This window comes from Sphaerisporangium corydalis, from assembly GCF_025506355.1.
GTDB lineage: Bacteria > Actinomycetota > Actinomycetes > Streptosporangiales > Streptosporangiaceae > Sphaerisporangium > Sphaerisporangium corydalis.
In genome coordinates this window covers 1-26,182 of sequence record NZ_JANZYP010000033.1, presented here as the reverse complement: position 1 = coordinate 26,182, position 26,182 = coordinate 1, and the positions used below count along the sequence as shown (strand labels likewise).

Sequence of the window (26,182 nt, the reverse complement as noted above, 5' to 3'; positions counted from 1 at the left end):
GAGGTCACCAGATCTCTTGGCGTAGGTCGGACAGCACTCCGGCCTGCGACAGCTGTTGTGCCCGCGTCGTCAACCGCTCGGCGAGTTGCCGCAGGAGGGCCGAACTGATCACGGACGGGGGGCCGAGGCTCTCCCCTCTGCCGTCGAAGTGCGAGGAACTATTGGCGCTATTGGTCGACGGACTCGACACCGGGGTGACGAACACGCTTCCGGCCGCATTGTTGATCAGCAACTGGTTCGCCAGCGGTCCGAAACCACCACCCGGAACGGGTTGGCCCACGGTCGCGGACTCGACCATCGCGGTGATCAGGTTCGGGTCCCCGAAACGTTGGATGGCCGCCGATATGTCGTTGGCGGCCTGGTACGGAGGCAGCCTCGTGCCGATGTGCTGCGCCGCATAGGAGCGCAGCCACTCCCGGAAGGCGGGGTTGCTCAGAATGGAGAACAGCAGCCGGTTCGCGGCCGTGGTCGCGTCGGCCGGCATCGTGTACTGCATGCCGTACTGGGCGAGAACGCCGGACGGATCCTGGATGAACTGCGCCTGTAGCGAGTTGTTCGTCGACATGGTCGTGTACAACGACCTCAGGTTGGAGTAGACCGTGCTCGCGGAGATCTGCAACGGCGAGCCGGGGCAGTCGGTCACGGCCGCCGCCCCCGCCGCGGCCGGCGCGGCCGCGGCCGAAACGCCGCCGATCGCGGCGATGGCCCCACCGCCCATCGCGATCGCCTTACGGCGGGAGACGTGTTCGGGGAGTGAGGTGCTGTCGGATTCGTCGCGTGCCACTGGATTCCCTCTTCCACACGCAAGCGGATGATCACTCGGATCGGTTCGGCCCAACTGCGCCGCAGGGAGCGCGGGCGCTCCTGTCAGAAGATCCGGGTGCGGAGATCGGACAGGGTTCCGGCACTCGACAGTTGCTGCGCCCGGGTCGTCAACTGCTCGGCGAGCGTCCGCAGGAGGGCGGAACTGATCACGGACGGGCCGCCGAGGCTCTCCCCGGTGCCGTCGAAGTTCGAGGAACTGTGGATGGTCTGGTTGCTGGTCGACGGACTCGACACCGGGGTGACGACGGTGGTTCCGGACGCGTTGTTGACCAGCAACTGGTTCGCGAGCGGTCCGAAACCACCGCCCGGGATGGGTTGACCCACGGTCGCGGACTCGACCATCGCGCTGATCAGGTTCGGATCTCCGAAGTCCCGGATGGCCACCGTGAGATCTTGAGCGGCCTGCCTGGAATCCAGCCTCGTGCCGAGGTGCTGCGCCGCGTAGGAGCGCAGCCACTCCCGGAAGGCGGGGTTGCTCAGAATGGAGAACAGCAGCCGGTTCGCGGCGCTGGCCGCCTCGTAGGTGATGGACGAGGCCATGCCATATTGGACAAGGACGCTGGACGGATTCTGAATGAACCGCGCCTGTAGTTGGCTGTCTCCGAGCATGGTGGTGTACAGCGACCTCAACCGGGAACTGACCTCGCTCGGAGAAATCTCCAACGGCGGTCCTGGGCATTCGGACGGGCCGCCTGGGCCTGCCGCGGCGGCGGCACCCGATGCGCCGTTGGGGGCGACGTGGGAGGGTGTGGCCCCGATGGCGGCCAGAACTCCGCCGCCTATGGAATTCACCATGTTACGACGGGACATCTTCGCGGGGGGCTCGGCGCCGGCGAATTCGTTGCGATCCACTGAGCGGGATCCTTTCACATAATGGATAAGATGATCACTCAGGGTTGGAATTCCAACTTAATGGTGCATCGCTGTCAGGTGCCTGTCAATATGCGTCATTTCTGGTGTACGGAGCATCGTCGAATTTATTTCGGCTGAGTCGTCGGCAACATATCGGCTGTAAATTCGCGAGGTCTCCCGGCACCCCCGCCACCGGCGGCGGTCACCCGGTGGGTCCCGCGGCCGCGGGGCGGGAGGGCGGTGGCGGGGGCGGGGACCGCATAATCGGGAAGGTGGAGCACAAAGGGGGGCCGGAGTCGGCGCAGACGCTGGAGCGGGGGTTGCGGTTGCTGCGGTTGCTCGCCGACGGCCATCGCGGCCGCACTCCCACGGAGCTGGCCCAGGAGCTCGGGCTGAGCCGTCCGATCGTCTACCGGCTGCTCACCACGCTCCAGAACGAGGGTTTCGCCCGCCGGGACGCCGAAGGGCGGGTGCATCTCGGCTTCGGCGTGCTCGCGCTGGCACGGGCCGTCCAGCCCCTGCTCAGGGCGGCGGCGCTTCCGCCGCTGCGCCGGCTCGCCGAGGAGGCCGGGGCGACCGCCCACCTGACCGTGGCCGAGGGTGACGAAGGGCTCGCCATCGCCGTGGTCGAGCCGACGTGGACCGACATGCACGTCGCCTACCGCGAGGGCGCTCGCCACCCCCTGTCGCGCGGGGCCGCAGGCCTGGCGATCCTGGCCCTGCGGGAGGGGCGCGAGGACTACATCGTCACCGAAGGACAGCTCCAGGAGGGCGCACGCGGAGTCGCCGCTCCGCTGCCCGGGTTGCCGTGGCTGGAGGCGTCGGTGGGCATCGTGACCTTCGGCGCCTTCGACACCGCCACCCTCGGCCCGCGCGTGGTCGCCGCCGCCGCCGAACTCAGCGAGGCACTCACCTGAGCACGCGGTCGTCGTGCGGCCGGCCGGCCGAGACCGTGGTCCGGACCGGCGTGTCCTGCGGGAGGATCATGCGAGCCGAGATCAGGGTGGGCCGCACCGACAGGGGCGGTCGGTGCTGGAGCAATCGTGGGGATCCTCTGGTCGAGTAGAGATGTGCCCGATACAGTCGTTTCGATCGTTTACGGACGATCAATGGAGATTTGACGCCGCCCAAGGAGACGCTTGATGCGCATCAGGAGAGCTCTCGCCCTAGGGGCCACCCTCACCGTGCTCGCGGTGAGCCTGCCGGCCGCCATGGCGTTCTCCGAGGACGGCGCCGACGACTGCAAGAACGTCACCAACGGGGGCTCGCAGTCCGATCCCCAGTGCTTCTGGATGGCGCCCACCCCGCAGGACGCGCTCGACATCGTCCGCTTCTGGGCCAAGGACGACGGCGCGAAGCTCAAAGAGGCCACCGAGTACCCCGTCGGCTGGATCGACTGCACGGTCGAGGCCTGCAGCAGCGACGGCGAGGGCGACGGCCAGGCCCACGACGACGGTGACCCCGCGCCCGAGGGCTACCAGGACGACGACTCGCCGCCCACCTGCACGACCGCGGGCGAGACCTGCTCGGTGACGCCCGAGGAGATCGCCGCCGCCGCGCAGACCCCCGCCGGGCAGGCGATCGCCGCCGCGGCGGCGAGCAACATGCGCGTGTGGGTCGACTCCGAGCTGCTGGACGACTACAAGGCGGGCGGCGCCGCCTTCGCCACCGCCGTCAGGAAGATCGGCGCGCTCGCCGCGCAGCCGGGCGTCGTCGGGATCCGGTTCACCTCCCAGCTCGGCTACAACGGCGGCGTCAAGACGCCCGAGGAGATGAGCGCGTTCGTGACCGCCGCCGCCGCGGCGCTCCACCAGGTCGCGCCCGGCAAGAAGCTCGGCGTGCACACCGTGGTCCCCGTGTTCGGCTGCGGCGCCAGCGACCTCTGCACGGCGGAGATGACCAAGAAGTACCCGCTGCTCACGCCGGAGAACATCGAGCCGCTGCTCACCAACGGCTCGGTCGACCAGCTCGCCCTCGACTCCGGCCTGCTGCGCGGCTCGTACTCCACCTGGAAGATCACGCCGCAGCAGGCGCAGAGCAACCAGTGGGGCAAGGTCAAGACGCTCGCGTGGGACACGCTCGCGCAGATCGCCGCCGAGGACGCCGGGCTCGCCGGCAAGAACGCCTCCCCGCTGACCGCCGAGCAGGCCGCGACGGCCGCCCAGGAGCGCATCGCGGCCCCGCTGAAGGACGGCGCGGCGACGGTCAACCTCTGGACCCGCTGGCAGGACGGCACGGGCGCGACGTACCGCGTCATGGGCGCCGGCCTGGCCTCCACGCCCGCCTGGGAGCAGCTCGACAAGCTGGAGCCGCTCCAGCGGCGGCTGACCACCATGTTCAACCCGGCGTCGCCCGAGGTCGGCATCGCCCAGGACGTGAAGAAGCTCTCCGAGGTGTTCAGCCAGGTCTACGTGACCGAGTGACCATGCCGGACCAGCACCACCGGCCGTGGCCCGGCGACCCCCGGCCGGTGGTCATCGACGTCGGCGCCGGGTCGAAGGCCAAGGCGGTCGCCGCGTGCGTCGTCGCCGAGGGCATCGGAGCGCTGTCGGTCTACGCGGCGTTCACCGGGCAGGTCGACGGCGGCTCGGGTGTCGCCGTCGCCGCGGGCGTCATCGGCGCGCTGTTCATCGCCGTCGGCCTGCTCCCGGTGGTCGCCTGGCGCAAGATCACCCGGCCGCGCCGCCTGGTCATCGAGCAGCAGGGCATCCGCTGGGACGACCCGCGCGGCAGGCCGTGGGCCGTGGCCTGGCACGAGCTGGCGGGCGTCGGCGTCTCCCGCACCGTGCAGCGCAGGATCAGGGCGGAGGACCGCCTGACCCCGCGCAAGGTGATGGTGCGGGTGGACCTCTTCCCGGCGGACCCCGGGTTCCGGGCGCGCCATCCCGAGATGGAGCACCTGTGGGAGTTCCACCGGGTCGAGAACGGCTACCGGCTGCCGCTCGGCTCGGCCCCCAAACACATCGAGCCGATCGACCGTGGAATGCGGACGCACCGGCCCGGCGTCTACATGGGCGTGCGGGACGAGGGCTTCGTCGTCGGCATCGTGTAGTCGCCGGCGGGGGGTGTGGCCGGCCGTTCCTGGACGTCGCAGCTTCCGTCCCTCGCGGCGCCCTCGGCCTCCGGCAGCCGGTCGACGACCGAGACCTTGAGCTGCGCGGTCAGGGCGACGACGGTGCCCACCGGGGCGCGACCGGTCTTCTCGTCGACCACGGTGCCGCGTTCCCCGAGGAACAGGAAGGTGTCCGGGTCGAAGACGAGCTGGGTGAGCACCCCGTTCTCCTCCCGGCCAACGGCCACCCCCGCGCGTCCCGCGGCGTCCTTGACGCCGTCGGCCACCTTGACGCCGGGGATCGTCTTCGCGGCCTCGAAGAGCGCCTGCCGCTGGGCGCGCGGCATGTAGTTCTCCCGCGTCAGGTCGCCGACCGCGGTGAACACCCCGTCGTCGGCGCTCTGCCCCCCGTGGTCGCGCTCGTAGAGGTAGTCGCGCATCGCGGGCCCGTCCGAGGGCAGGCCGCTCAGGTAGGCGTAGTCGGTGCGGAACACGTCGGGCGACCCGGGGCAGTGGCCGGCGATCTGGTGCCAGCTCTCACGCTCGTCTCGCGTCGCCTCGGCCGGGAGGGGCAGGCCCGGGAGCGCCCGGGGTTCCAGGCCGGTGATCGAGAGCAGCCCCGGCGCGCTCCCGTCGGCCGAGCTCCAGATCTTCCGCTGGGTCCGGTACAGGTAGCGGGCCGTATCGGTGCCGGTGGAGTCGCCGGCGTACTCGGCGGTGTACATCGTCTCCGACTCGAACAGCAGGAACTGGCCCGGCTTCGGGGACAGCTCCCCCATGCCCTGCGAGGACGCCACCGAGGCCGACTCGGTCGCCGCGGCTCCCGGTCTCGCCGCGGAACCGCCGGTCCAGGACGGCAGGGCCAGGGCGATCCCGCCGATCAGCGCGACCGTCAGCCCGAACGCGCCCGCCGCCTGCCAGCCGAACCGGGGCGTGCGGAACCGCCGCCGGCCCCCTTCCGCGAGCAGGTTCCTGCGCGCCTCCTCACGGGCCTCCGAGGGGTACGGCGGCGCCGCCGGGCGGCCGGCGGTGAAGATCTCGATCTCGTCATCCATGCTGGGACTCCAAACTGAGGGGATCGACGCCGCCGAGCGCCCGGCGAAGTTTCGCCCGGACGCGGTGCAGCCGGGAGCGGACCGTGCCGATCGGGAGGCCGAGCGCCAGCGCGACCTCCTCGTAGGTCAGGTCCGTCCACGCCACGAGCAGCAAAAGGTCGCGTTCGCGTGACGACAGGCCGGACAGCGCCCGGGCGAGCGCGGGCTGGAGCGACTCGGCCGTGACGCGGTCCGCGCTCCGCTCGTCGAAGGCGCCGGGGCGTTCGGCGGGGACCCTGGCCATGGCCCGGGTGCGCCGGCGTTCGGCCCTTCTGTACTGCGACGTCACGTTCGTCGCGATGCCGTAGAGCCAGGGCCGGGCGTCGGGGCGCGAGCGGTCGTAGCGGACCCTGCCGCGGAACGCGACCAGGAACACCTCCGCCGTGACGTCCTCCGCCGGTTCGGCCCCGAGCCGTCTCGCGGCGTACCGGAAGATCTCGTCGGCGTGCCGGTCGAACACCACCGCGAACAGCTCGGGGTGGTCGAGCGAGCGGGAGATGACGGTGGAGTCGTCCAGTGTGGAGCCGTCGAGCAGTGCCTCGGCACTCACCACGTGCGGTCCTCTCCGGGTTTCGATGCGGTCAACCCGTACTTGGCCGCTCCGGCGAACCCGGTTCCCCTTTTTTCGGTACGTCCCCCCAGGAACGCGGGAAGCCCGCCGCGTCCTCGGACATCGGCGGGCACCTACGGAAAATCCGGGCCCGGCGCTCGCCGGGCCCGCTCACATCTGGCGTGCCGCCGGTTACCGGCCGGCGCTGAGGTACGCGGAGAACTCCTCCAGCGAGATGAGCCCGTCGCCGTCCTGGTCGAGCTTCTGGACGGCTGCCTCGGCGGCCTCGTCCGTGACCGGCTGGCCCAGCACCTCCATGAGGCGCAGCAGCTCTCCGGCAGAGATGAGCCCGTCCTTGTCGGCGTCGACCAGATCGAAGGTCACCGCGTACTCGCTCATTGCCACTCCTCGTTTGATCAGTCGTCCAGAACCTTAGTCCGCCACCTCTCGCCGTTCACGGGTTTTGAGGTAGTTCGTCCAACCACCCCGGCCCCCTGACCGGCAGAGACGGCCGGACCCCCTCTGCCCTCGGCCGGGCATCAGGAACACGGAGCGGCGGCGGGCCGGGGGGCCGGTCCCGCCGCCGGCCGGGTCAGTTGCTGCTGACGAACTGCTGGGCGAGTTGCTGGCCGAGGCTCACGGCCTGCGCGTGGTCCTGGACGGTGGACACCTTGGTGCCCGATCCGGTGAACACGATGTAGGTGACGCCACTGTCGGTGCCGCCGTTGCTCGGGTCGGGGTTGATGCCCAGGTCGGACGCGGTCTTGTAGGAGGCCTCGCCGATGATCTCGGTAGGCCCGGTGTCACCCACGACGGCGTACTCGATCTGGCCGTTGTAGATCACCGCCACGACCGTCCCGCAGCCGATGCCCTTGGAGGTGTAGTTCCAGATGGAGCTGCTGCTGGGCACCACCACGTAGGGGAGCTGCGCGGCGTTGAGCGGGCCGCCGGCCGTGGACTGGCAGGCGGTGTCGGGCAGGAAGCAGCAGTCGGTGTCCTCGTTGCACTGGGTGGTGCGGACACCGTCGCAGTCGATGTCCATGTCGGCCTTCCAGAACACGGCGCCGGTCTTGTTGCACACCGGGATGGTCGCCGTGCCGACGTCGCTGTCGGTCTTGTAGTTGCCGTTGGAGATCTGGCTGCAGGTCGTCACCTTGGAGAGGAGCTGCGCGGCGGTGACGGTGCCGCCGGTGGCGGTGCCGACGGTGAGCTTGTCGACGTTCGGGCCGCCGTTGGCCGTGGTCGCCGTCGCCCGCACCGTGTTGTTGCCGGCGTTCAGCGTCACGGTCAGGGTGTTGTCGGCCCAGGTGTCCCAGCTACCGGTCGAGTTGAAGGCCCGCGCCGAGGACACGACGGTGCCGTTGACCGAGATGTTCATCGGCCGGTTGGCCGCCGGGCCGTTGGCGTAGCGGAACACGAGGCTCGTGCTGCCCGCCGTCGCGGCGTTGACGGTCCACTGGACGTAGCCGCCGGTGACGTTGGTGTAGTCCACGAACCCCGATCCGGAGTATCCGGAGTGGTCGCTGGCGACGGTGGCCTGCGAGAGCGTCGCGTTCTCGGCCTCGTAGGTCGTGGCGGCGTAGGAGGAGCCGCCCAGGAAGACCTGGGTGGCGAGGAGGGTGAGCAGGAGGAGTGCGGCGTGGGCGGGGCGCCGGAGCGCCGACAGGAGGGGGTGCACGATCAGCCTTTCTGCCGGCCGTACCCGACGCTCGACACCCCCGATGCCGGGCGCGGGCACGGCGAACTCAGCGGGTGACTGGAGCCCGCTTGATGAATTGTTAGGAAGGCTTCCTATCAAAAAGCGATGTCACCATTTCCCACCCCGCGCCGTCAAGAGCATCGGGGGCCCAAATCGGGCACCCTCAGCCGCAGTGCTCGAACGGGCTGTTGTACGCCGACGAACCGGCCGTCCCGCCCCACTTGACGCATTTGTCCGCTGCGGCGGCTCGCACGGGTCCCGCGTAGTACGCGAAGCTCCCCGAGTCGGTGACCCGCGCCGACCCCTGCACCTCCAGGTACGCCGAGGTGGCGGTGGCCGTGCCCAGCGAGGTGCTCTTGATCGTGGCCACGCAGTTGCGGCCCGAGCCGGCGTCGTACAGCAGGAAGACCGTCCCGGCGGTGCCCAGGGCGGCGGAGTCGATGACGCCGAAGCCCGCGCCGCAGACCTGCTCGGGCGTGTACGGGTTGCCGCCGGTCTCGCCCGTCACCAGTCGCATGTACGTGGTCCAGTTCCAGTTCGGCCCCGGGTCGGTGTGGTCGGAGCCCGGCACCTCGACGTGCCCGACGATGTGCGTCCGGTCCTTCGGGATGCCGTACTTGTCGGCGAGGTAGCGGGTCAGCGCGGCCGAGGAGCGGTACATCGCGTCGGTGAACCAGGAGGCGTCGCTGACGAACCCCTCGTGCTCGATCCCGATGGCCCGGTTGTTGTAGGTGGTGGCGTGGTAGGCGACGTCCTTGTCATGGACCATCTGGGTGATGTCGCCGTCGGAGGACCGCACCAGGTAGTGCGCCGAAACCTTGGCGACGGGGTTCTGGAACCAGGAGATCGTGCCCGCGTACGACCCCTGCATGACGTGGATGACGATGCGGTCGATCGTGGCGGCGTCCCTGCTCGCCACCCGGTAGTTGCTGGAGCTGGCCGCCACCCAGTGCGCGCTCGGGTAGTCGGCCGCCGCCGCCAGGCGCGGCGCGTCCAGGTCGGGCGCGTTCGCGTACTCGCCCCGGTCGGGCACCACGGCCCGGGGCGCGACGGTCACGGTCTCGCCGCCGGCGACCGCGCGCACGCCGTGGGCCAGCAGGTCGTACACGGTGTCGGCGTAGAGCCGCGCCGAGCCCGGGTCGGCGGCGCCGCCGTACCTCGCCACGGCGGTGTACCAGCGGGCCACGTCCTCGCGGCCGGACGCGCTCAGGCCGAGCGCGTCGGCCTCGGCCCGCAGCACGGCCGCGCCGCCCGCGATGTTGGCCGCGGTGTCGGACCTCAGCGCCGCCACGGGCCTGCCGGTGAGCTCGGCGGCCCGCTCCAGGGTGTGGGCGGACGGATTGGTGACCAGGTGCATCACGCCGTAGCCGCCGCTCGCGCTCGGCCTGCCCTCGTGCCCGTCGAGGTGGGTCTCGGCGTACGCGAGCGCGACGAGCAGGTCGCGTGGCACCTGGTACACCGCCGCGGCCTCGGCGAACGCGCCCGTGAGGGTCGCGGCCGGGGCCACGGCGGCCGGACCGCCGCTGAGGGCCGCAGGGGCCGTACCGCCGGTGAGGGCCGCGAGGGCCGTACCGCCTGTGACAGCCGCGGCGGCCGGGCCGCCGGTGAGGCAGAGCGGGATCGCGAGCACGCAGGCCAGCGCCACCGCCAGGCGGTGGGACCTGCGTGGCCGGGGAGCCATCATGTTTCCTCCTCAGGACAGGCCTCCCGATGACGGGAGTGCCGTGCCTGACAGGGTCCGGAGAAGGCGTACAAGAAAGCTCCAAGGCGCGTACAAAGCGCTCCCGGCCCCCGATGCCGGTACATGCCGGACAGGGCGGTGCGGGATCGCGCGGAGGCCCCACGGGGGCTCGGGGTCAGGCCGGGACGGGCCGTACGGGGCGGTGCGGGAAGCGGTGGGCGGCGATGGCCGCCACGAAGGGCGGCAGGAACGCGCCGAGGTCCGCCCCCGACGAGGTGAAAACGCCCTGCCCGGGGGCGGTGGAGACGTGGGCCGGCTCCAGGATCTCGACCCCCGTGCCGAGGGCGCCGACCGCCTTGCCGTGCTTGTAGGCCTCCGACACGAAATGCAGCGCGTCGCCGTCCTCGATCAGCGCCCGCACGCTCTCGTCCCCGCCCGCCACCACCACGGCGTCGTACATCACCGAGGCCGTGGTGGGCAGCGGCCGGGTCACCGTGAGCCGGTCGCCGGCCGCCCCCTGCACGGCGCCGCCGCGCGCGGCGAGGACCTCGCAAAAGGCGCCTCTGGCCGTGAGGTCGTCCATGAGGCCGCGGACCTGCTCGGCGTCGACGCCGTCGCCGACCAGGAACGCGATCTTGCGGGTGGCGATGCCGTCCGCCGGCTCGTCGCTCATGCTCAGCGCGGGAGAGGAGCGGCCGTGGTTCGGGGTGGCGGGCAGGCCGGGGGCGTCCACCCCGATGCCCTCGGCGACCCGCACGGCCAGGTCGTGGTCCACCTCGTTGAGGTTGCGGACGACGCCCTCCTGGATCCCGCGCACCTCGACCTTGCCGAGCTCGAAGCGGAAGGCCGCGACGATGTGGTCCCGCTCCCAGCCGGTCATGCTGTTCCAGAACAGGGTGGCCTGGCTGTAGTGGTCGGCGAAGCTCTCGCTGCGCATGCGGATCTTGTACCCGTCGATCCGCTCCCGGTGGTGCGTGAACCCGTCCTCCGGTGAGGGCACCGGCGCGCCGCCGCCGACCGAGTTGGGGTGGTACGCGGCCCGGCCCTGGTTGACGCGCGTCTGGTGGTAGCCGTCGCGCTGGTGGTTGCGCACCTCGGCGATCGGCCGGTTGACCGGGATCTGCGGGAAGTTCGGGCCGCCGAGCCTGATGAGCTGCGTGTCGAGGTAGGAGAACAGGCGGCCCTGGAGCAGGGGGTCGTCGGAGAAGTCGATGCCAGGGACGATGTTGGCGAGGTGGAAGGCGACCTGCTCGGTCTCGGCGAAGAAGTTGTCGGGGTTGCGGTCGAGCACCAGCCGCCCGACCGGGCGCACCGGCACCTGCTCCTCGGGGATGATCTTCGTCGAGTCGAGGAGGTCGAAGTCGAAGGAGTGCTCGTCCTCCTCCGGGACGAGCTGGAGTCCCAGCTCCCATTCGGGGTGGGCGCCGCGTTCGATGGCCTCCCACAGGTCGCGGCGGTTGAAGTCGGGGTCCTTGCCGGCGATCTTCTGCGCCTCGTCCCAGACCAGGGAGTGCGTGCCGAGCGCCGGCTTCCAGTGGAACTTCACGAAGGTCGCCCGGCCGTCCTCGGCGACCAGCCGGAAGGTGTGCACGCCGAAGCCCTGCATCATGCGGAGGCTCCGGGGGATCGCCCGGTCGGACATCACCCACATCATCATGTGCGTGGTCTCCGGCTGGAGCTGGACGAAGTCCCAGAGCGTGTCATGCGCGGACGACGCCTGCGGCATCTCGTTGTGCGGCTCGGGCTTCACCGCGTGCACGAAGTCGGGGAACTTGATCGAGTCCTGGATGAAGAAGACCGGCATGTTGTTGCCGACCAGGTCGAAGTTGCCCTGCCGCGTGTAGAACTTGACGGCGAACCCCCGCACGTCCCGCACGGTGTCGGCCGACCCGCGCGAACCGGCGACCGTGGAGAAGCGCACGAACACCGGCGTCCGCAGCCCCGGCGTCCGCAGGAACTCGGCCCGGGTCAGCGCGGCCAGCGAGCCGTCGTAGGGCTCGAAGTAGCCGTACGCCCCGGCGCCCCTGGCGTGCACGACCCGTTCGGGGATGCGCTCGTGGTCGAAATGGGTGATCTTCTCGCGGAAGTGGAAGTCCTCCAGCAGCGTCGGGCCGCGTTCGCCCGCCTTCAGGGAGTTGTCGGTGTCGGCGACGGGAATGCCCTGGTCCGTCGTGAGGAACGAGTCCCGCTCGTCCACACGGTAGCCGTCGAGCTGCCGGTCCTTCTCCGAACGGTCGTCGCCGCCCATCCTCGTACCCCCGATCGCGCGTGGCCCATGCCGCGCCGGCGGCGCCCGTGATGGGGGCGCGCGTCACGGCCGCTACGTGCCCTGGCTCCGATGCGGGAAAACCGATGATCGATTCAGGGTTCCCCCGCGTGACCGGCGGCGGAACCCCTTATGACCAGGGATGATGGGGAATGCCGGTCAGGGCATCACCGCGTCGGTGTCCTGTGTCGCCACGGCGAGCACGCCCTCGACCTCCGCGAGCGTGGCGGTCAGCTCCGAGAGCGAGCCGCCGCCGTGCACGGTGATCCACAGGGAGACGGCCGCCTGGTCCTGGTGGCGCAGCCGCTGGTCGACCGACAGCTCGGTCACGCTGAACCCCCGGCGGGTGAACTCCGCCAGCACCCGCCGCAGCACGCCCCGGCCGTCGAGGTAGGTCAGGTGGACCCGCGAGGGCGCGTACTTGGAGTGCGGCAGGCGGGTGGCCAGCGGGGTGAGCACGCACACGGCCGCGAAGTGCCCCCCGGTCACGACGACCGCCAGCAGCCACAGCCCCGCCCCCGCCGCCATGCCCACCCCCGCGGTGAGCCAGATCGTCGCGGCGGTGGTCAGCCCGCGCACCGCGTCCCGCCGGATGACGATCAGGCCGGCGCCGAGGAACCCGATGCCCGACACGATCTGGGCCGCCACCCGGGAGGGGTCGAGGGTGACGTGCGCGCCGAGGACGTCGCCGAACCCGTACTTCGACACCAGCATGATGAGCGCGGCGCCGAGGCCGACCAGGGTGTGGGTGCGCAGGCCGGCGCTCTTCTGCCGGATCTCCCGCTCCAGGCCGATCGCCGCCGAGAGCACGAAGGCGAGCAACAGCTCGCCGAGCTGCAGCCAGCCCTGCCCGGCGAGGTCAATCGCGTACGCCAGCGCCATCGTCCCAGGTTAGAGCCTCGGCGAGCACCTGGGGCGCTTCGGCGAGCGACGGGCCGTACCAGGTGAGATGGCGCCCGCTGACAAGCGCGGCCGGGACGCCGGGGAAGAAGCCGGGACCGTCGTCGGCGGTGAACCGGTAGGGCTCGTCCGGCAGCACGACGAGGTCGGGACGGGCCGCCAGCAAATCGGGCAGCGGGATGCGCGGGTACCGCTCGGCGTGTCCCGCGTACACGTTGCGCACGCCCAGGCGCAGCAGCAGGTCGCCCGCGAAGGTGTCCCGGCCCACCACCATCCACGGCTTGCGCCAGATCGGGATCACCGCGCGGCGCTCGCCCCGCGCGAGGCCGGGGTGCCACGCCCTCTCGGCGGCGGCCAGCCATCCGGGCTCGGGAAGGCCCATCGCGTCCACCAGCATCCGCCGGAGCGAGACGAGGGCCTCGTCGAGCGTGCGCACGACGGTGACCCACACAGGCACGCCGGCCGCGCGCAGCGCGTCCAGGTCGGCGACGCGGTTCTCCTCCTCGTTGGCCAGGACCAGGTCGGGGGCGAGGGCCATGATGGCGGCCACGTCGGGGTTCTTGGTGCCGCGGATCCGGGTCACGTCGAGCCCGGCCGGGTGGGAGCACCAGTCGGTCGCCCCGGCCAGCAGGCCGGGCGCCGTGGCCGCCACCGACTCGGTCAGCGAGGGCACCAGCGACACCACCCGCCGCACCTCGCCCGGCAGGTGGACATCGAGCCCGAGGTCGTCCCTGAGCGCGGTCACGCCCGTGCCCACCGGGCGTGGCGGGTCTCGGGGGCGAGCAGGGCGCAGTCATCGCACATCCCCCCGCCGGGGACGCGGTAGTACAGGCAGCAGCTCACCCGGACGAAGTAGTGGTTCCCGGGCGCGGGCTCCGCCGGCTCCCCCGTTCCCGCGAGCACTCCGAGCCTGAGCACCTCGCCGACCAGCCGCGCGGCGCGCGGCCCGAGGTCGGGCCGCGCGACCGGGAGGGTGCGAAGGACGCCGGCCAGCGCGGACGCGGCGTTGCCCCACAGCAGGGCGGGGGCGATCTTGGTGATGTCCTGGACGGCCCGCGCCAGCGGTGTGAGCAGGTCGTCCACGACGGTCCGGTAGACCTGCGCGGCGGCGTCACCGGACACCGGCTCCCACGCCGCCGTGGCCGTCCACAGCGGGAGGGGCCCCGTGGCGACCGGGCGCCAACGCAGGTGTTCGGTGACCGAGACGGGGATCAGGCCGTGGGCGGTGACGGCGGCGGCGATCGGCGACCACAGCCGCGCCGCGAGTCCCTGGAACAGGATCGACGCGGCGACCCGGCTCTCGCCGGTGCCGAGGCGCCGCTCGAAGTCGGTGATCCTCGCGCTCAGGGCACCGGTGTCGGCGGACAGGTCGGCGAGCGGCCGCCAGAGCGGGTCGCCGTCGTGGGCGGGGTCGGTGGAGACGGCGAAGTACGGCCCCATCGCCGACACGTCGGCCAGGGCGTCCGCCACTCGGTCCCGATCCACGGTCCCAGCGTACGGCGGCGCGCGGAACGGACGACGCGGGCGGGACACCGGCCGTATGTTACCAACAAGTCAGTAACTTGTAATGTGAGCTTGTAAATCAGGTCAAGCTGGCTGACATTCTGATCGTCAGAGCCGATCGGGGGAGCACACCCAGGAGCCCAGCTTGGACGTCCGCCGCCGTATCCTCGTCCTCCTCGCAGCACTCGCAGTCGTCTTCGTCCCCTCGACGGCCTGGGCGTACGCCCCGCCGGTCCCCGCCTCCATCGCCTCCATGGGCGACTCCATCACCCGCGGCTTCAACGCCTGCGGCTTCTACGTCGACTGCACCTCACGCTCGTGGTCCACCGGGTCGTACAGCAGCGTGAACAGCCACTACCGGCGGATCCAGGCGCTGAACCCGTCCGTGACCGCCTTCAACGACGCCAAGTCCGGTGCCAAGGTCGCGGACATGGCGGGGCAGGCCGCGAGCGCCGTCTCCCAGGGCGCCGGCTACGTGACGATCCTGATCGGGGCCAACGACGCGTGCACGTCATCGGAGGCGGCCATGACCTCGGCCGCCGACTTCGAGTCCCGGTTCCGCACGGCACTTCAGACGCTCACCACGGGGCTCCCCAACGCGCTGATCTTCGTCGCGAGCGTTCCCGACATCAAGCGGTTGTGGGAGGTCGGCAAGGACAGCTCATCGGCGCGCACGGCGTGGTCGGCGCTGAGCATCTGCCAGTCCATGCTCGCCCGGCCCCGCTCCACCGACGCGGCCGACGCCGAGCGGCGCGACCGGGTACGCCAGCGCGTCGCCGACTTCAACGCGGTGCTGGCCAGGGTGTGCGGGGAGCAGGCCGCGTGCCGGTACGACGGTGGCGCCGTCTTCGGCTACCCGTTCGCCCTCTCCGAGATCAGCACCTGGGACTACTTCCACCCCAACGCCACCGGCCAGCGCCGGCTCGCCGACGTGACCTACGCGGCCGGCTACGGCTGGTAGGGCGGCCGGTTACGGCTGGTAGGGGCCGCTCAGGGCACCTGGTACGCGCTGTCGCGGGCGTCGGTGACGGCCATGTGGCCGGGCGCGTGACCGATCGCGAACGGCGGCCGTGACCGCATCACGGCCGCCTGCGGTGTCACGCCGCATCCCCAGAAGACCGGCAGCTCCCCCTCCCGCACCTCGACCGGCTCGCCGAAGTCGGGCCGGTCGAGGTCGGCGATGCCCAGCACGCGCGGGTCCCCGACGTGGACGGGGGCGCCGTGCACGGCGGGGTATCGGGAGGTGATGCGCACCGCCGTCGCCACCAGCCCGGCGGGCACCGGACGCATGCTGACCACCTCGGGTCCCGACATGTCGCCCGCCGGGCGGCACTGCCGGTTGGTGAGGTACATCGGCACGTTCGTCCCCGCCTCCAGGTGCCGCACCGGGACGCCCGCCTCCAGCAGCGCCGCCTCGAAGGTGAAACTGCACCCGATGAGGAAGCAGACGAGGTCCGCGCGCCAGTACGAAAGGACGTCGGTGACCTCGGCCACCTGCTCGCCGTCCACGTAGACGCGGTAGGCGGGCAGGTCGGTGCGCAGGTCACCGTCGAAGATGGGCGTGGCGTGCGCGCCCGGCTCGGTCACGTCCAGCACGGGGCACGGGCGCGGGTTGCGCTGCGCGAACAGCAGGAAGTCGTACGCGCGGTCCTTCGGCAGCGCGATCAGGTTGGCCTGGGTCCAGCCGGACGCCCATCCGGCGGTGGGCGTCACGAGCCCGCCGCGGAACAGCGCCCGGGCCTCCCGGGGCGCCAGCCGCGCCGGATCGGTCATTGTGCCGGTCATCCCGCACTCCTGTTCTCCGCGTTTCGCGGTGTCCGTCCTGTTCACGTTCGGCCCAGCCGGAAGCGGACGCGCTGACCGGGGCGGGTCTGGGCGGCGCGGTCGACGTCCCTCGAACGCACTACCGCGATCACCGGGTACCCGCCCGTCACCGGATGGTCGGCCAGGAAGAGCGTCGGCTGCCCGGACGGCGGCACCTGCAGCGCGCCGGGCACCATCCCCTCGGGCGGCAGCTCCTCCTCCCGCACCCGCGTGAGGCGCGGCCCGCGCAGCCGCATGCCCACCCGGTCGCTGTCGGTGGTCACCTCGTACGGCGCCGAGCACAGCGACGCCAGCGCGTCCGCGCTGAACCAGTCGTCGCGCGGGCCGGGCAGGATCTCCAGCACGGGATCCCCGGACGACATGCCGAACACCGGCGCGAGGTCGGCGACCGGGAACCTCGGCGGCGGCGGTCCCACGGGCAGCAGCGTCCCGGGCGCGGGGCGCTCGGGCCCGAGCCCGGCCATGGTGTCGGTGGCCCGCGACCCCAGCACCTCGGGCACGTCCAGGCCGCCCCGGACGGCCACGTACGTGCGCAGGCCGCGCCTCGGGACGCCGAGCCGCAGCGTGGCCCCGTCGGGCAGCCGTTCGACCGACTGGTGACCCACGCCGCGCACCCGCCCGGCGGCGTCGGTCACCGTGGCCGGGCACAGGGCCCCGGTGAGCGCGATGAGCAGGTCACCCTGGGCGCGCACCCGCAGACCGCCCAGGGTGACCTCCAGCGACGCGGCGCCCTCGGGGTTGGCCAGCAGCCGGTTGCCCAGCCGCAACGCGCCCCGGTCGGCGGCGCCCGAGCGTCCCACGCCGAGGTCGCCACGGCCCGGACGCCCGAGGTCCTGCACGGTCGTCATCGGCCCCGTGGCCAGCACCTCCAGCGACCTCACCCCCTCACCCACAGCGGGTCACGCATCCCGTGCCTCCGTGAAGCGGACCCGGGTGCCCGGGCGCAGCAGCGCGGGCGGGTCGGCGGTCAGGTCCCACACCGTGAGCGCGGTGCGGCCGATGAGCCGCCACCCGCCGGGCGACTCGCGCGGGTACACGGCGCTGAACCCGGCCGCCAGCGCGACCGACCCGGCCGGCACCCGCACCCGTGACTCGGTACGGCGGGGCACGCGCAGGCGGGCGTCGCCGCCGGAGAGGTAGCCGAAGCCGGGGGCGAACCCGGAGAACGCCACCGTCCACGGCGTGCCGGTGTGCGCCTCCACCACCTCGCGCTCGGACAGCCCGGTCAGCGCCGCCACCCCGGCCAGGTCGGCGCCGTCGTAGACGACGGGGACGGTCACCTCGCCCGCGTCCCGGCCGCGCCCGGTGGCCGGCCGCGCCCGCAGGACGGCGGACTCCACCGTCTCCCGCCTGGCCGGCGGGCCGAAGCGGAGCAGCAGCGTGCGGGCGGCCGGGAGGATGTCGGTGACCCCGCGCGGCGGGTCGGCGGCGAGCGCGTCGTACAGGGCGAGCACCGCCTCGGTGCCGTCCACCTCCACCAGGACGGCGCCGTCGCCGCACCGCAGGAACCGGGGCGTCATCGGCCCGCCTTGCCGGTGAACGGTGCCAGGTCGATCCCGGCGGCGGCGAGCGCCGCGCGTACCCCCCGGGCCATCTCCACCGCGCCAAGGCTGTCGCCGTGCACGCAGATCGAGGCCGCCCTGACGGTCAGCGGCGAGCCGTCGACGGCCTCGATCGGCTCGCCCAGCGCCATGCGCAGGCACCGCCCCGCCACCAGGCGCGGATCGCGCAGCACCGCGCCGGGACGGTCGCGCGGCACGAGCGTCCCCTGCGGGGTGTACGCCCGGTCGGCGAAGCATTCGGCGACGGCGGTCAGCCCGGCCGCCTCGGCCTGGCGCAGCCACTGCGACCCGGGCAGCCCGAGGACCGGCAGCCCGGGGTCGTACGCCCGGACCGCCGCCACGACGGCGCCCGCCTGCGCCTCGTGGTGGACGATGGCGTTGTACAGGGCGCCGTGCGGCTTGACGTAGCCCACCCGGCTGCCCGCGAGGCGCGCGAACGCGTCCAGGGCGCCGATCTGGTAGACGATGTCGTCGGCGAGGGCTTCGGGCGGCACCTCGATGAAGCGCCGCCCGAAGCCCGCGAGGTCGCGGTAGCCCACCTGGGCGCCGATCGCCACGCCGCGCGCGACCGCCGTCCCGCACACCCTGCGCATGATCGTCGGATCTCCCGCGTGGAACCCGCAGGCGACGTTGGCGCTGGTGACGATCGAGAGCAGGGCCTCGTCGTCACCGAGCTCCCAGCGGCCGAACCCCTCTCCGAGGTCGGAGTTGAGGTCGATGGTTGTCGTCAGGCGAGACACGATGGGCTCCGGGATCGGTCGGTGCGATGGGTTTCGTCGATGCTTGGGTTTCGTCGGTGCGATGTCTCAGGAGAGCCGCCGGGCGCGGGTCTCCGGCAGGCCGAAGAGCGCCACGACCGCGAGCCCGTACGCCAGGGCACCGAACGCCATCGCGCCGCCGACGCTGTACGTCGTCGCCAGGTACCCGATGATCGTGGGGAAGAAAGCGCCGATGCCGCGCCCCACGTTATAGGTGAAGCCCTGGCCGGTCCCCCGGATGGCGCTCGGGTAGAGCTCGGACAGGAACGCCCCGAAGCCGGAGAAGATGGCGGAGGAGCAGAACCCGAGCGGGAACCCGAGGAACATCACGTACGCGTTGGCGCCGGCCGGGAGCTGGGTGTAGAGCAGGATCAGCCCGCCACTGAGCACGGAGAAGATGGCGAACGTCGGCTTGCGCCCGATCTTGTCGGTGAAGTACCCGCCGGTCAGGTAGCCGCAGAAGGCGCCGGTGATGAGGAAGGTCAGGTAGCCGCCCGTGCCGATCACCGACAGGCCGCGGTCGGTCTTGAGGTAGGTCGGCACCCACGTCGCCAGCGTGTAGTAGCCGCCCTGGACGCCGGTGGCCAGCAGTGTGGCGAAGAGGGTCGTGCGGAGCAGTCCCCCGCTGAAGATCGCGGCCACGGGGACGCGCGGGGCCTCGCGGTCGCGTCCGGCGAAGACCGGCGCGTCGGTGACGTTGCGCCGCACGTAGATGACCATGAGGGCGGGCAGGGCGCCGGTCCAGAACAGCACCCGCCAGGCGAGGTCCTGGTCGACGAGCTGGAACACCAGCGTGTAGACCACGACCGCCAGGCCCCATCCGAGCGCCCAGGAGCTCTGGATCATCGCGACCGCGCGCCCCCGGTGCCGGGCCTGGGCGTACTCGGCGACCAGGATCGCGCCGGCCGCCCATTCGCCGCCGAAGCCGAGCCCCTGGAGCGCGCGGAAGCCCAGCAGGGTCTCGTAGTTGGGCGCGAGGCCGCACAGGGCCGTGAAGATCGCGTACACGGTGACGGTGAGCATGAGGGTGCGCGCCCGGCCGATCCTGTCGGCCAGCACGCCGGCGGCGATGCCGCCGAGCGCCGAGCACACCAGCGTCGCGGTCGCGAGCAGGCCGGTCTGCGCGGTGCCGAGGTCGAAGGCCGCCGCGATGGCGGTGAGGCCGAGGGGGAGCACCCAGAAGTCGTAGGAGTCGAGGCTGTAGCCGAGGAAGGCGCCGGTGAAGGCCCGGCGGCCCTTCTGGCCGAGCGTGGTGTACCAGGCGAAGAGCCCCTGGGCGTGCTGTTCCTCGGAGACGGCCACGGCTGGGTCGGGCTTGGACGATGTCGTCATTCGCGCACCTCGATGCCACATCTGCCGGTGGGAGACGGCACCGGGCCCGGCCTTCGGCCGGCTCCCCCGCTCGTCTCTCGGCTCGCTTGGGAGCCAACGATCTCACTATAGAATCGTTCAACGATTTGACAATAGCCTCGTGTTAAGATTTCGTTCTGGTCCGGAACGGCGGAGGGTGGAGCGGGTCGTGACCGAAGGTGCGCCGAACGCGGCCGAGCGCCTCGTGGAGGACCGCGCCCTGCTCGGGCGCACCAGCACCGCCGAGCGCGTGGCCGCCATCCTGCGCCAGCGCATCACCGAAGGCATGTTCGAGCCCGGCTCCCGGCTGTCGGAGGAGTCCATCGGCGCCGCCCTCGGCGTGTCGCGCAACACCCTGCGCGAGGCCTTCCGCCTGCTGTCCCACGAGCGCCTCCTGGTCCACGAGCTGAACCGAGGCGTGTTCGTGCGCAGGCTCACGGCCGCCGACGTCGTCGACCTGTACCGCCTGCGGCGCCTCATCGAGTGCGCCGCGATCCGCGACCCGCGCGGCGTCCCCGAGGAGGCCGTCGCCGGCCTTCGCGAAGGGGTGCGGATCGCGGAGCTCGCCGCGGCCGAGGAGCGGTGGGAGGACGTGGGCACCGCCAACATGCACTTCCACCGGGCCATCGTCGAGCTGGCCGGCAGCCCCCGGCTGGACGAGATGATGCGCCAGGTGCTCGCTGAACTGCGCCTCAGCTTCCTGGCGATGAAGAACCCCCGCGCCTTCCACGAGCCCTACCTGGGGCGCAACCGCGACATTCTCAAACTCATCGAGGCGGGCGACACGGCCGGCGCCGAGCGCCTCCTCGACAGCTATCTGGCCGACGCCGAGCGGCAGCTCGTCGAGGCCCACTCCTAGCGACAGGTGTCGCCACACCGGGCCACGGGTAACCGGAGTAGTGTGGGCATATGGGATAAAAGGGATGACATGGTCGTGCATCACTCACGGCCCTACAACGCCGAGCCGCCACCCGCGGCCCTGGCCGGGCTTCCCATCACGCCCCTGGACACCTTCTACGGCCGCAACCACGGCACCGTACCCGAACTGGACCCCGCGACCTGGCGGCTGACCGTGGACGGCATGCTCGACCGGCCGCTGACCCTGTCCCTGGACGAGCTGCGCGCCACCTTCCCCGAGCGGACCGTCGTCGCCACCCTGCAGTGCGCGGGGAACCGGCGCGCCGGCCTGACCAGGGTGCGGGACATCCCCGGCGAGGACCCGTGGGGACCCGGCGCCACTTCCACGGCGAGCTGGACGGGCGTGCGCCTCGCCGACGTCCTGGCCCACGCCGGGCTGCGGCCAGGAGCGGCGCACATCGCCTTCACCGCGCCGGACGTCAACGAGCAGGGCGGCCCGCGCGAGCCGTACGCCGGGTCGGTCCCCACGGCCAAGGCCACCTCCGGTGAGGTCCTGCTCGCCTGGGCCATGAACGGCCGGCCGTTGCCCCTGGTCCACGGCGCCCCGCTCCGCGTCGTCGTGCCCGGCTGGATCGGGGCCCGCAGCGTGAAGTGGCTGGAGCGGGTCACCGCGCAGCGCGAGCCCTCCGCCGGCTACTTCCAGGCCGTCGCCTACCGCGTCCTGCCCCCCGAGGCCGACCCCGGCACGGCAGGGCCCGGCGACGGCATCTCCCTCGGCCCGGTCGCCCTCAACTCCGCCATCCTGCGACCGGGGGACGGCGAGCGGCTCCACGCCGGCCCGGTGGAGGTCACCGGCTACGCCTACGCGGGCGACGACCGCGAGGTGGCGCGCGTGGACGTCTCCCTCGACGACGGCCGCACCTGGGCGCAGGCCGGCCTCGACCGGCCGGACGGGTCCTGGGCGTGGCAGCACTGGCGCCTCACGCTCGACCTGCCCGAGGGAAGGTCCGCGATCACCGTCAGGGCGTGGGACACCACCGGCGCCGCCCAGCCCGAGCACGCCTGCCACCTGTGGAACCCGAAGGGCTACGCCAACAACTCCTGGGACCGGATCACCGTCACCTGCGGGGCGTGACGGCGGCCCTCCCGCTGACGCGAAGTAAGCGTGAGAAACAGGATGAAAACGACCATGTGGGGAGTGGTGTCGCAGTAGCATCGGCGCGTGCGAATCACGCTCTGCGCTCTCTCCGTCACTTCCCTGGTACTGTCCGGCGCCCCCGCATGGGGCACGGCGGGATCCCCGGCCACCCTCGCGTGGGGCGCGGCGGGATCGCCGGCCACCGCGACCCGGACCGTGAGCACCGCGTCCGCGCTCGCCACGGCGGACGCGTCGGCGGCGCTGCCCGCCCCGGGCAACCCGGCAGGACGCGCGTACGTCCCGGCCGAGGCGCGCCCGGCCGGCACCTCCCGTCCCACGCGCGTCGTCGGGAAGGGGACACCGGCGAGCTGCACGTCCCAGGCGGTCGTCGCGGCGGTCGCGGCGGGCGGCGTGATCACCTTCTCCTGCGGCCCGAGGCCGGTGACCATCGCGATGAAGGCCACCGCCAAGATCCGCAACGCCAGCGCGCGGGTCGTCATCGACGGCGGCGGCAAAGTGACTCTAAGCGGCGGCGGCAAGCGGCGCATCCTGTACATGAACACCTGCGACAAGGCGCAGGGGTGGACCACGTCGCACTGCGACGACCAGGCCACCCCCCAGCTCACCCTCCAGAACCTCACGTTCGCCGACGGGAACTCGACCGGGCAGCGGGCCGAGGGAGGAGGCGGCGGCGCGGTCTTCGTCCGGGGCGGCCGGGTCAAGGTGATCGGCTCCCGGTTCGTCCGCAACCGCTGCGACCCGTCGGGCCCCGACCTCGGCGGGGCCGCCCTCCGGGTCCTCGACCAGTCGCGCGACCTGCCGGTGTACGTCGTCCGCAGCACCTTCGGCGGTGCGCCGGGGCTCGGCGGCATCTGCTCCAACGGCGGCGCGCTGAGCGGCATCGGCGTGTCGTGGGTGGTGCTCAACAGCGTCATCAGCGACAACAAGGCCATCGGGCGGGGCGCCAACCCGGCGCGCGGCGGCACCGCCGGGGGCGGCAGCGGCGGCGCCATCTACGCCGACGGCAACCGCTTCACCGTACGCGTCGCCGGGTCGATCATCAAGAACAACCAGGCCAGGGAGGGCGGCGGGGCCATCTTCTTCGTCAGCAACGACCGCACCGGCACACTGACCATCGACCACTCGACACTGCGCCACAACCCCAGCGCCGGCTTCGAAACCCGCGGCTACCCCGGCATCTTCTTCCTCGGCGCCGGCAAACCCAAGGTAACCTCCTCAACCCTCAGGTGAGCGTCACGCCGGGTAGGCGTGGGTCTCGGTGGCCTTGACCGAGACCCAGACGGGCTTGCCGGGCACCAGGTCGAGCTCGGCGACGGCGGCCGGGGTGACGTCGGCCGCCACGGGGATCGGGCCGTCGAGATGCACCCGCACGTTGTCGCCGTGCCGCTCGACGCCGTCGATGCGCGCGCGCCACAGGTTGCGCGGCGTCCCGTTCGGCCGGGTGCCGTACAGGGCGACCGCCGACGGAGGGAACGCGACGAACACCGGCCCGTCGAACCGCTCGACCACACTGAACACGACCCCCTCCCCACCCCCGGCCTCTACGCCCCCGTCCTCGACGTCCGCCGTCCCGGCACCAGGGCCTCCGCCGGATGACAACGTCCCGACGCCGGGGATCGTGTCGGCGGACGTCATGTCGGCGGTCGTCGTGTCATTGGTCGTCGTGTCATTGGTCGTGCCGGCGGTGGCCTCGATGGTGACGGTCCGCCCGGTGGCGATCCCCCGGTACAGGTTCAGGCCGACCAGCCGGGCCACGTAGTCGGTGCGCGGGCGGCGGGCCACCTCGACGGAGGTGCCCTCCTGCACGATGGAACCGTTCTCGATGACCACCAGCCGGTCGGCGAGCACCATGGCGTCCAGCGGGTCGTGGGTGACCAGGACGGTGGCCCCGTCGAAGCCTGCGAGGTGGCGGCGGAGCTCGGAGCGCACGTCCAGGCGGGTGTGCGCGTCCAATGCCGCGAGCGGCTCGTCGAGCAGCAGCAGGCGCGGACCGACGGCGAGCGCCCGGGCGAGCGCCACGCGCTGCGCCTGCCCGCCGGACAACCGGCGGGGCCGTGAGCCCGCGTGGGCGGACAGCCCGACCCGCTCCAGCCAGGCCGAGGCCGTGCGCCGTGCCTCCACCTTGGAGGCGCCGTGGCAGCGCGGCCCGAAGGCCACGTTGTCCAGGGCGGACAGGTGCGGGAACAGCAGGTAGTCCTGGAAGACCATGCCGATCGGGCGGCTCTCAGCCGGGATCTCGTGCAGCGCCCGGCCCTCCAGGTCGATGTGCCCCGACGTGAGCGCGGTCAGCCCGGCGAGGGCACGCAGGGCGGTGGTCTTCCCGGCGCCGTTCGGCCCGAGCAGGGCGACGACCTCACCCGGCGCCACCTCGAACCCGACGTCCAGCCGGAACCCCGCCCTCTCCACCACCAGCCGCGCCCGCAGCGTCATCGCCCTCCCACCCCCGCCACCCGAAGACCACGCTTCGCCACCGACACGCGGAGGGTGCGCGACGATCCAGTCCTCAGGTCGACGCGGCGCGGGGTCATGGGCCGCTCACCCACCGGTCGCGGAGACTGGCCAGGACGATCACGGACACGGCCAGCAGCACCAGGCTGAGGACGATCGCGGCCTCGGGCTCGGTCTCCAGCGCCAGGTAGACCGCCAGCGGCATGGTCTGGGTCCGGCCGGGGAAGTTCCCGGCGAAGGTGATGGTGGCCCCGAACTCGCCCAGCGCGCGGGCCCAGCAGAGCACGGCTCCCGCAGTGATCCCGGGCGCGACCAGCGGCAACGTCACGCGGCGGAACGCCGTCCACCGCGAGGCGCCCAGCGTCGCCGCGGCCTCCTCGAAACGCTGGTCGGCGGCGCGCAGGGCGCCCTCGACGCTGATGACGAGGAACGGCATCGCCACGAAAGCCTCGGCGAGCACGACACCGGCGGTGGTGAACGGGAGCGAGAAGCCGAATGCGCTCTCCAGCCACTGCCCGACCAGTCCCCGGCGGCCGAGCACGAGCAGCAGTGCGACACCGCCGACCACAGGGGGCAGCACCAGCGGGACCGTGACGAGCGCGCGCACGACCCGCCGCCCGGGGAAGGACGTACGGGCGAGCATCCAGGCGAGCGGCACGCCGAGCAGCAGGCAGAACAGGGTGGCCAGGCTGGCGGTCACCAGCGACAGCCGCAACGCCTCCAGCACCTGCGGCTCGGCCAGTCGCCCCGCCAGCGTGGACCAGGGCGCCCTGACCAGCAGCCCCGCGAGCGGCAGGACCAGGAAGACCAGCCCGGCGACGGCCGGCACCATCAGCACCCAGGGCGCACGAGAGGAGTTCACGCGCTCAAAAACACCCAAACCCAACCCAGACCACCGACCCGCCCACCCCACCCGCGACCCACCTTGCCGGCGGTCCCAGCCAGAGGCGTGGCCACCTCGCCGATGCGGAACGTCGTCACGGAATCACCCTACCGCCGCAGATTCCCCCTGCCATCGCGGCAAACCATGGCAACCGCACTCCGTTTCTCCACAGATGCCAGCATCTGCGACCCGAGCCTTCCACCACCGGAAAACCCCACGAGACACCCCCGGCACCACTCGCCCCCGCACCACCCACTCGGTCCGGCGGCGCCAGGTACGTCCGCCGGTCGTGCCGCCGGACCCGCCCGGGACCAGAGGGCCGATCACCCGGATCCGGAATCCATCGGGAAAGGCGCGTTTCCAGTCGGGGAATTCGACGTGTCGTAACCTGTTGTTCTTTTTCGACCGCCCAGCCCGTGGCGCGACAGAAAAACTTTTCGCTCAGTCGGGTCTGATTGTCGGACGAATAAAGAACGGGCCGTAGAACGCCTCACGCGGCCGGGCGCTGTCGCTCCGGCCGCGTGGGGGGTTCTTGGTGTATGCGGGGTGGATCAGCCCCACGGAGTGTTGTGCGGCACGGATGCGGGGGGAACGATCGGGCCCGACGTGAGCACGGATACCACGGTCAGAGGCTTGGCAGGGACCGCGTCGGCCATCGCCGCAGCACTGAGAGCGGCGCCGGATCCGGCGGTGATGGTCGTGACGACGATGATCCGGGCGACGGTCGACTTGATGTGATCCTGCATTTCGGATGACCCCTCGTCTGTGGCCGGGTGGCGCACGTCCTGCCGTTCTCCTGCTTGATGACGAAGGTATTAGGGGCCGCTATCCGCTCGTTATCGAGATTCTTCTCACCCCCACCAACCCACTCCGATCCCCATTTCCACCCACCCCCGCGACCCCCTCCAAAACCCCACT

The 26,182-nt window shown here is 72.0% G+C and carries 27 protein-coding genes; 7 read left to right on the top strand and 20 right to left on the bottom strand.

The genetic code is table 11. The features are described from left to right. Positions 1 to 4 precede the first annotated feature (4 nt). Together NYZ98_RS22280 and NYZ98_RS22275 are read right to left on the bottom strand one after the other, a co-directional pair. Positions 5 to 784, bottom strand: a complete 780-nt coding sequence (locus NYZ98_RS22280) for a hypothetical protein (RefSeq protein ID WP_262844796.1) — start codon at positions 782 to 784, stop codon at positions 5 to 7. 83 nt (positions 785 to 867) lie between these two features. Next, entirely contained in the window at positions 868 to 1,677 is an 810-nt protein-coding gene (locus NYZ98_RS22275; protein ID WP_262844795.1) for a hypothetical protein, read from the bottom strand. A gap of 272 nt (positions 1,678 to 1,949) precedes the next feature. Here NYZ98_RS22275 and NYZ98_RS22270 point away from each other — a divergent pair, with 272 nt between their 5' ends. Continuing rightward, positions 1,950 to 2,594, top strand: coding sequence for an IclR family transcriptional regulator (locus NYZ98_RS22270; RefSeq protein WP_262844794.1), 645 nt, complete (start codon positions 1,950 to 1,952; stop codon positions 2,592 to 2,594). Here NYZ98_RS22270 and NYZ98_RS22265 read toward each other — a convergent pair. After that, positions 2,587 to 2,718 (bottom strand): hypothetical protein, encoded by a 132-nt coding sequence (locus NYZ98_RS22265; protein ID WP_262844793.1) that lies wholly within the window; start codon positions 2,716 to 2,718, stop codon positions 2,587 to 2,589. The genes NYZ98_RS22270 and NYZ98_RS22265 overlap by 8 nt on opposite strands. Before the next feature lie 101 nt (positions 2,719 to 2,819). Here NYZ98_RS22265 and NYZ98_RS22260 point away from each other — a divergent pair, with 101 nt between their 5' ends. After that, positions 2,820 to 4,100, top strand: a complete 1,281-nt coding sequence (locus NYZ98_RS22260) for a hypothetical protein (protein ID WP_262844792.1) — start codon at positions 2,820 to 2,822, stop codon at positions 4,098 to 4,100. Between the two features lie 2 nt (positions 4,101 to 4,102). Continuing rightward, entirely contained in the window at positions 4,103 to 4,729 is a 627-nt protein-coding gene (locus NYZ98_RS22255) for a hypothetical protein (protein WP_262844791.1), read from the top strand. Here NYZ98_RS22255 and NYZ98_RS22250 read toward each other — a convergent pair. The 9 genes from NYZ98_RS22250 to NYZ98_RS22210 form a co-directional block, all read right to left on the bottom strand. Continuing rightward, on the bottom strand, positions 4,684 to 5,784 hold the full coding sequence (locus NYZ98_RS22250) for a CU044_5270 family protein (RefSeq protein ID WP_262844790.1): 1,101 nt from the start codon (positions 5,782 to 5,784) through the stop codon (positions 4,684 to 4,686). The genes NYZ98_RS22255 and NYZ98_RS22250 overlap by 46 nt on opposite strands. After that, a complete protein-coding gene (locus NYZ98_RS22245; protein WP_316249593.1) occupies positions 5,777 to 6,373 on the bottom strand; it encodes an RNA polymerase sigma factor in 597 nt (198 codons plus the stop codon). Before NYZ98_RS22245 ends, NYZ98_RS22250 begins: the two co-directional genes overlap by 8 nt. Positions 6,374 to 6,565: 192 nt before the next feature. Continuing rightward, positions 6,566 to 6,772, bottom strand: coding sequence for an EF-hand domain-containing protein (locus NYZ98_RS22240; protein WP_262844788.1), 207 nt, complete (start codon positions 6,770 to 6,772; stop codon positions 6,566 to 6,568). A gap of 193 nt (positions 6,773 to 6,965) precedes the next feature. Beyond that, positions 6,966 to 8,051 carry a glycoside hydrolase family 75 protein gene (locus NYZ98_RS22235; RefSeq protein WP_262844787.1) on the bottom strand — a complete coding sequence of 362 codons (1,086 nt, stop codon included), beginning with the start codon at positions 8,049 to 8,051 and terminating at the stop codon, positions 6,966 to 6,968. A 184-nt stretch (positions 8,052 to 8,235) separates the two neighbouring features. After that, on the bottom strand, positions 8,236 to 9,756 hold the full coding sequence (locus tag NYZ98_RS22230) for an N-acetylmuramoyl-L-alanine amidase (protein WP_262844786.1): 1,521 nt from the start codon (positions 9,754 to 9,756) through the stop codon (positions 8,236 to 8,238). Positions 9,757 to 9,928: 172 nt separating this feature from the next. Beyond that, a complete protein-coding gene (locus tag NYZ98_RS22225) occupies positions 9,929 to 12,001 on the bottom strand; it encodes a catalase (RefSeq protein ID WP_262844785.1) in 2,073 nt (690 codons plus the stop codon). 177 nt (positions 12,002 to 12,178) lie between these two features. After that, a complete protein-coding gene (locus NYZ98_RS22220) occupies positions 12,179 to 12,901 on the bottom strand; it encodes an MgtC/SapB family protein (protein WP_262844784.1) in 723 nt (240 codons plus the stop codon). Further along, positions 12,879 to 13,664, bottom strand: a complete 786-nt coding sequence (locus tag NYZ98_RS22215) for a helical backbone metal receptor (RefSeq protein WP_262844783.1) — start codon at positions 13,662 to 13,664, stop codon at positions 12,879 to 12,881. The genes NYZ98_RS22220 and NYZ98_RS22215 overlap by 23 nt, the downstream gene beginning before the upstream one ends. After that, positions 13,661 to 14,404, bottom strand: coding sequence for a (2Fe-2S)-binding protein (locus NYZ98_RS22210; protein ID WP_262844782.1), 744 nt, complete (start codon positions 14,402 to 14,404; stop codon positions 13,661 to 13,663). Before NYZ98_RS22210 ends, NYZ98_RS22215 begins: the two co-directional genes overlap by 4 nt. Positions 14,405 to 14,567: 163 nt before the next feature. On the opposite strand from NYZ98_RS22210, the gene NYZ98_RS22205 reads away from it, so the two are divergent. After that, positions 14,568 to 15,383 (top strand): SGNH/GDSL hydrolase family protein, encoded by an 816-nt coding sequence (locus tag NYZ98_RS22205; protein ID WP_262844781.1) that lies wholly within the window; start codon positions 14,568 to 14,570, stop codon positions 15,381 to 15,383. Between the two features lie 29 nt (positions 15,384 to 15,412). Here the strand turns inward: NYZ98_RS22205 and NYZ98_RS22200 are convergent, their stop codons facing one another. The 5 genes from NYZ98_RS22200 to NYZ98_RS22180 form a co-directional block, all read right to left on the bottom strand. Continuing rightward, entirely contained in the window at positions 15,413 to 16,195 is a 783-nt protein-coding gene (locus NYZ98_RS22200) for a putative hydro-lyase (protein WP_262844852.1), read from the bottom strand. Positions 16,196 to 16,248: 53 nt separating this feature from the next. Next, positions 16,249 to 17,127 (bottom strand): 5-oxoprolinase subunit C family protein, encoded by an 879-nt coding sequence (locus tag NYZ98_RS22195; protein WP_262844780.1) that lies wholly within the window; start codon positions 17,125 to 17,127, stop codon positions 16,249 to 16,251. Positions 17,128 to 17,145: 18 nt separating this feature from the next. Continuing rightward, positions 17,146 to 17,766, bottom strand: a complete 621-nt coding sequence (locus NYZ98_RS22190) for a 5-oxoprolinase subunit B family protein (protein WP_262844779.1) — start codon at positions 17,764 to 17,766, stop codon at positions 17,146 to 17,148. Continuing rightward, positions 17,763 to 18,548 (bottom strand): LamB/YcsF family protein, encoded by a 786-nt coding sequence (locus NYZ98_RS22185; protein WP_262844778.1) that lies wholly within the window; start codon positions 18,546 to 18,548, stop codon positions 17,763 to 17,765. The genes NYZ98_RS22190 and NYZ98_RS22185 overlap by 4 nt, the downstream gene beginning before the upstream one ends. A gap of 66 nt (positions 18,549 to 18,614) precedes the next feature. Beyond that, positions 18,615 to 19,898 carry an MFS transporter gene (locus tag NYZ98_RS22180; RefSeq protein ID WP_262844777.1) on the bottom strand — a complete coding sequence of 428 codons (1,284 nt, stop codon included), beginning with the start codon at positions 19,896 to 19,898 and terminating at the stop codon, positions 18,615 to 18,617. A 187-nt stretch (positions 19,899 to 20,085) separates the two neighbouring features. Here NYZ98_RS22180 and NYZ98_RS22175 point away from each other — a divergent pair, with 187 nt between their 5' ends. The 3 genes from NYZ98_RS22175 (at position 20,086) to NYZ98_RS22165 (ending at position 23,163) form a co-directional block, all read left to right on the top strand. Next, positions 20,086 to 20,775 carry a GntR family transcriptional regulator gene (locus NYZ98_RS22175; protein WP_262844776.1) on the top strand — a complete coding sequence of 230 codons (690 nt, stop codon included), beginning with the start codon at positions 20,086 to 20,088 and terminating at the stop codon, positions 20,773 to 20,775. A 69-nt stretch (positions 20,776 to 20,844) separates the two neighbouring features. After that, positions 20,845 to 21,909 carry a sulfite oxidase gene (locus NYZ98_RS22170; RefSeq protein ID WP_262844775.1) on the top strand — a complete coding sequence of 355 codons (1,065 nt, stop codon included), beginning with the start codon at positions 20,845 to 20,847 and terminating at the stop codon, positions 21,907 to 21,909. Positions 21,910 to 21,996: 87 nt separating this feature from the next. Continuing rightward, complete coding sequence (locus NYZ98_RS22165; RefSeq protein ID WP_262844774.1) at positions 21,997 to 23,163, top strand: hypothetical protein; 1,167 nt, start codon at positions 21,997 to 21,999, stop codon at positions 23,161 to 23,163. Positions 23,164 to 23,166: 3 nt separating this feature from the next. Here the strand turns inward: NYZ98_RS22165 and NYZ98_RS22160 are convergent, their stop codons facing one another. The 3 genes from NYZ98_RS22160 to NYZ98_RS22150 all read right to left on the bottom strand — a co-directional run bounded on the left by NYZ98_RS22160 (position 23,167) and on the right by NYZ98_RS22150 (position 26,010). Continuing rightward, positions 23,167 to 24,363, bottom strand: a complete 1,197-nt coding sequence (locus NYZ98_RS22160; RefSeq protein ID WP_262844773.1) for an ABC transporter ATP-binding protein — start codon at positions 24,361 to 24,363, stop codon at positions 23,167 to 23,169. Between the two features lie 94 nt (positions 24,364 to 24,457). Next, positions 24,458 to 25,213, bottom strand: coding sequence for a molybdate ABC transporter permease subunit (modB, locus tag NYZ98_RS22155; RefSeq protein WP_262844851.1), 756 nt, complete (start codon positions 25,211 to 25,213; stop codon positions 24,458 to 24,460). Between the two features lie 602 nt (positions 25,214 to 25,815). Further along, the gene (locus NYZ98_RS22150) at positions 25,816 to 26,010 is read right to left on the bottom strand and encodes a hypothetical protein (protein WP_262844772.1); all 195 of its coding nucleotides are present in this window, start codon (positions 26,008 to 26,010) and stop codon (positions 25,816 to 25,818) included. Positions 26,011 to 26,182: the final 172 nt, after the last annotated feature.

Coding starts and splice junctions, on each gene's coding strand:
- NYZ98_RS22260 (WP_262844792.1), top strand. CDS start 2,820: ATGCGCATCAGGAGAGCTCTCGCCCTAGGGGCCACCCTCACCGTGCTC.
- NYZ98_RS22255 (WP_262844791.1), top strand. CDS start 4,103: ATGCCGGACCAGCACCACCGGCCGTGGCCCGGCGACCCCCGGCCGGTG.
- NYZ98_RS22250 (WP_262844790.1), bottom strand. CDS start 5,784: ATGGATGACGAGATCGAGATCTTCACCGCCGGCCGCCCGGCGGCGCCG.
- NYZ98_RS22240 (WP_262844788.1), bottom strand. CDS start 6,772: ATGAGCGAGTACGCGGTGACCTTCGATCTGGTCGACGCCGACAAGGAC.
- NYZ98_RS22230 (WP_262844786.1), bottom strand. CDS start 9,756: ATGATGGCTCCCCGGCCACGCAGGTCCCACCGCCTGGCGGTGGCGCTG.
- NYZ98_RS22225 (WP_262844785.1), bottom strand. CDS start 12,001: ATGGGCGGCGACGACCGTTCGGAGAAGGACCGGCAGCTCGACGGCTAC.
- NYZ98_RS22220 (WP_262844784.1), bottom strand. CDS start 12,901: ATGGCGCTGGCGTACGCGATTGACCTCGCCGGGCAGGGCTGGCTGCAG.
- NYZ98_RS22200 (WP_262844852.1), bottom strand. CDS start 16,195: ATGACCGATCCGGCGCGGCTGGCGCCCCGGGAGGCCCGGGCGCTGTTC.
- NYZ98_RS22190 (WP_262844779.1), bottom strand. CDS start 17,766: ATGACGCCCCGGTTCCTGCGGTGCGGCGACGGCGCCGTCCTGGTGGAG.
- NYZ98_RS22180 (WP_262844777.1), bottom strand. CDS start 19,898: ATGACGACATCGTCCAAGCCCGACCCAGCCGTGGCCGTCTCCGAGGAA.
- NYZ98_RS22170 (WP_262844775.1), top strand. CDS start 20,845: ATGGTCGTGCATCACTCACGGCCCTACAACGCCGAGCCGCCACCCGCG.
- NYZ98_RS22160 (WP_262844773.1), bottom strand. CDS start 24,363: ATGACGCTGCGGGCGCGGCTGGTGGTGGAGAGGGCGGGGTTCCGGCTG.
- modB (WP_262844851.1), bottom strand. CDS start 25,213: ATGGTGCCGGCCGTCGCCGGGCTGGTCTTCCTGGTCCTGCCGCTCGCG.
- NYZ98_RS22150 (WP_262844772.1), bottom strand. CDS start 26,010: ATGCAGGATCACATCAAGTCGACCGTCGCCCGGATCATCGTCGTCACG.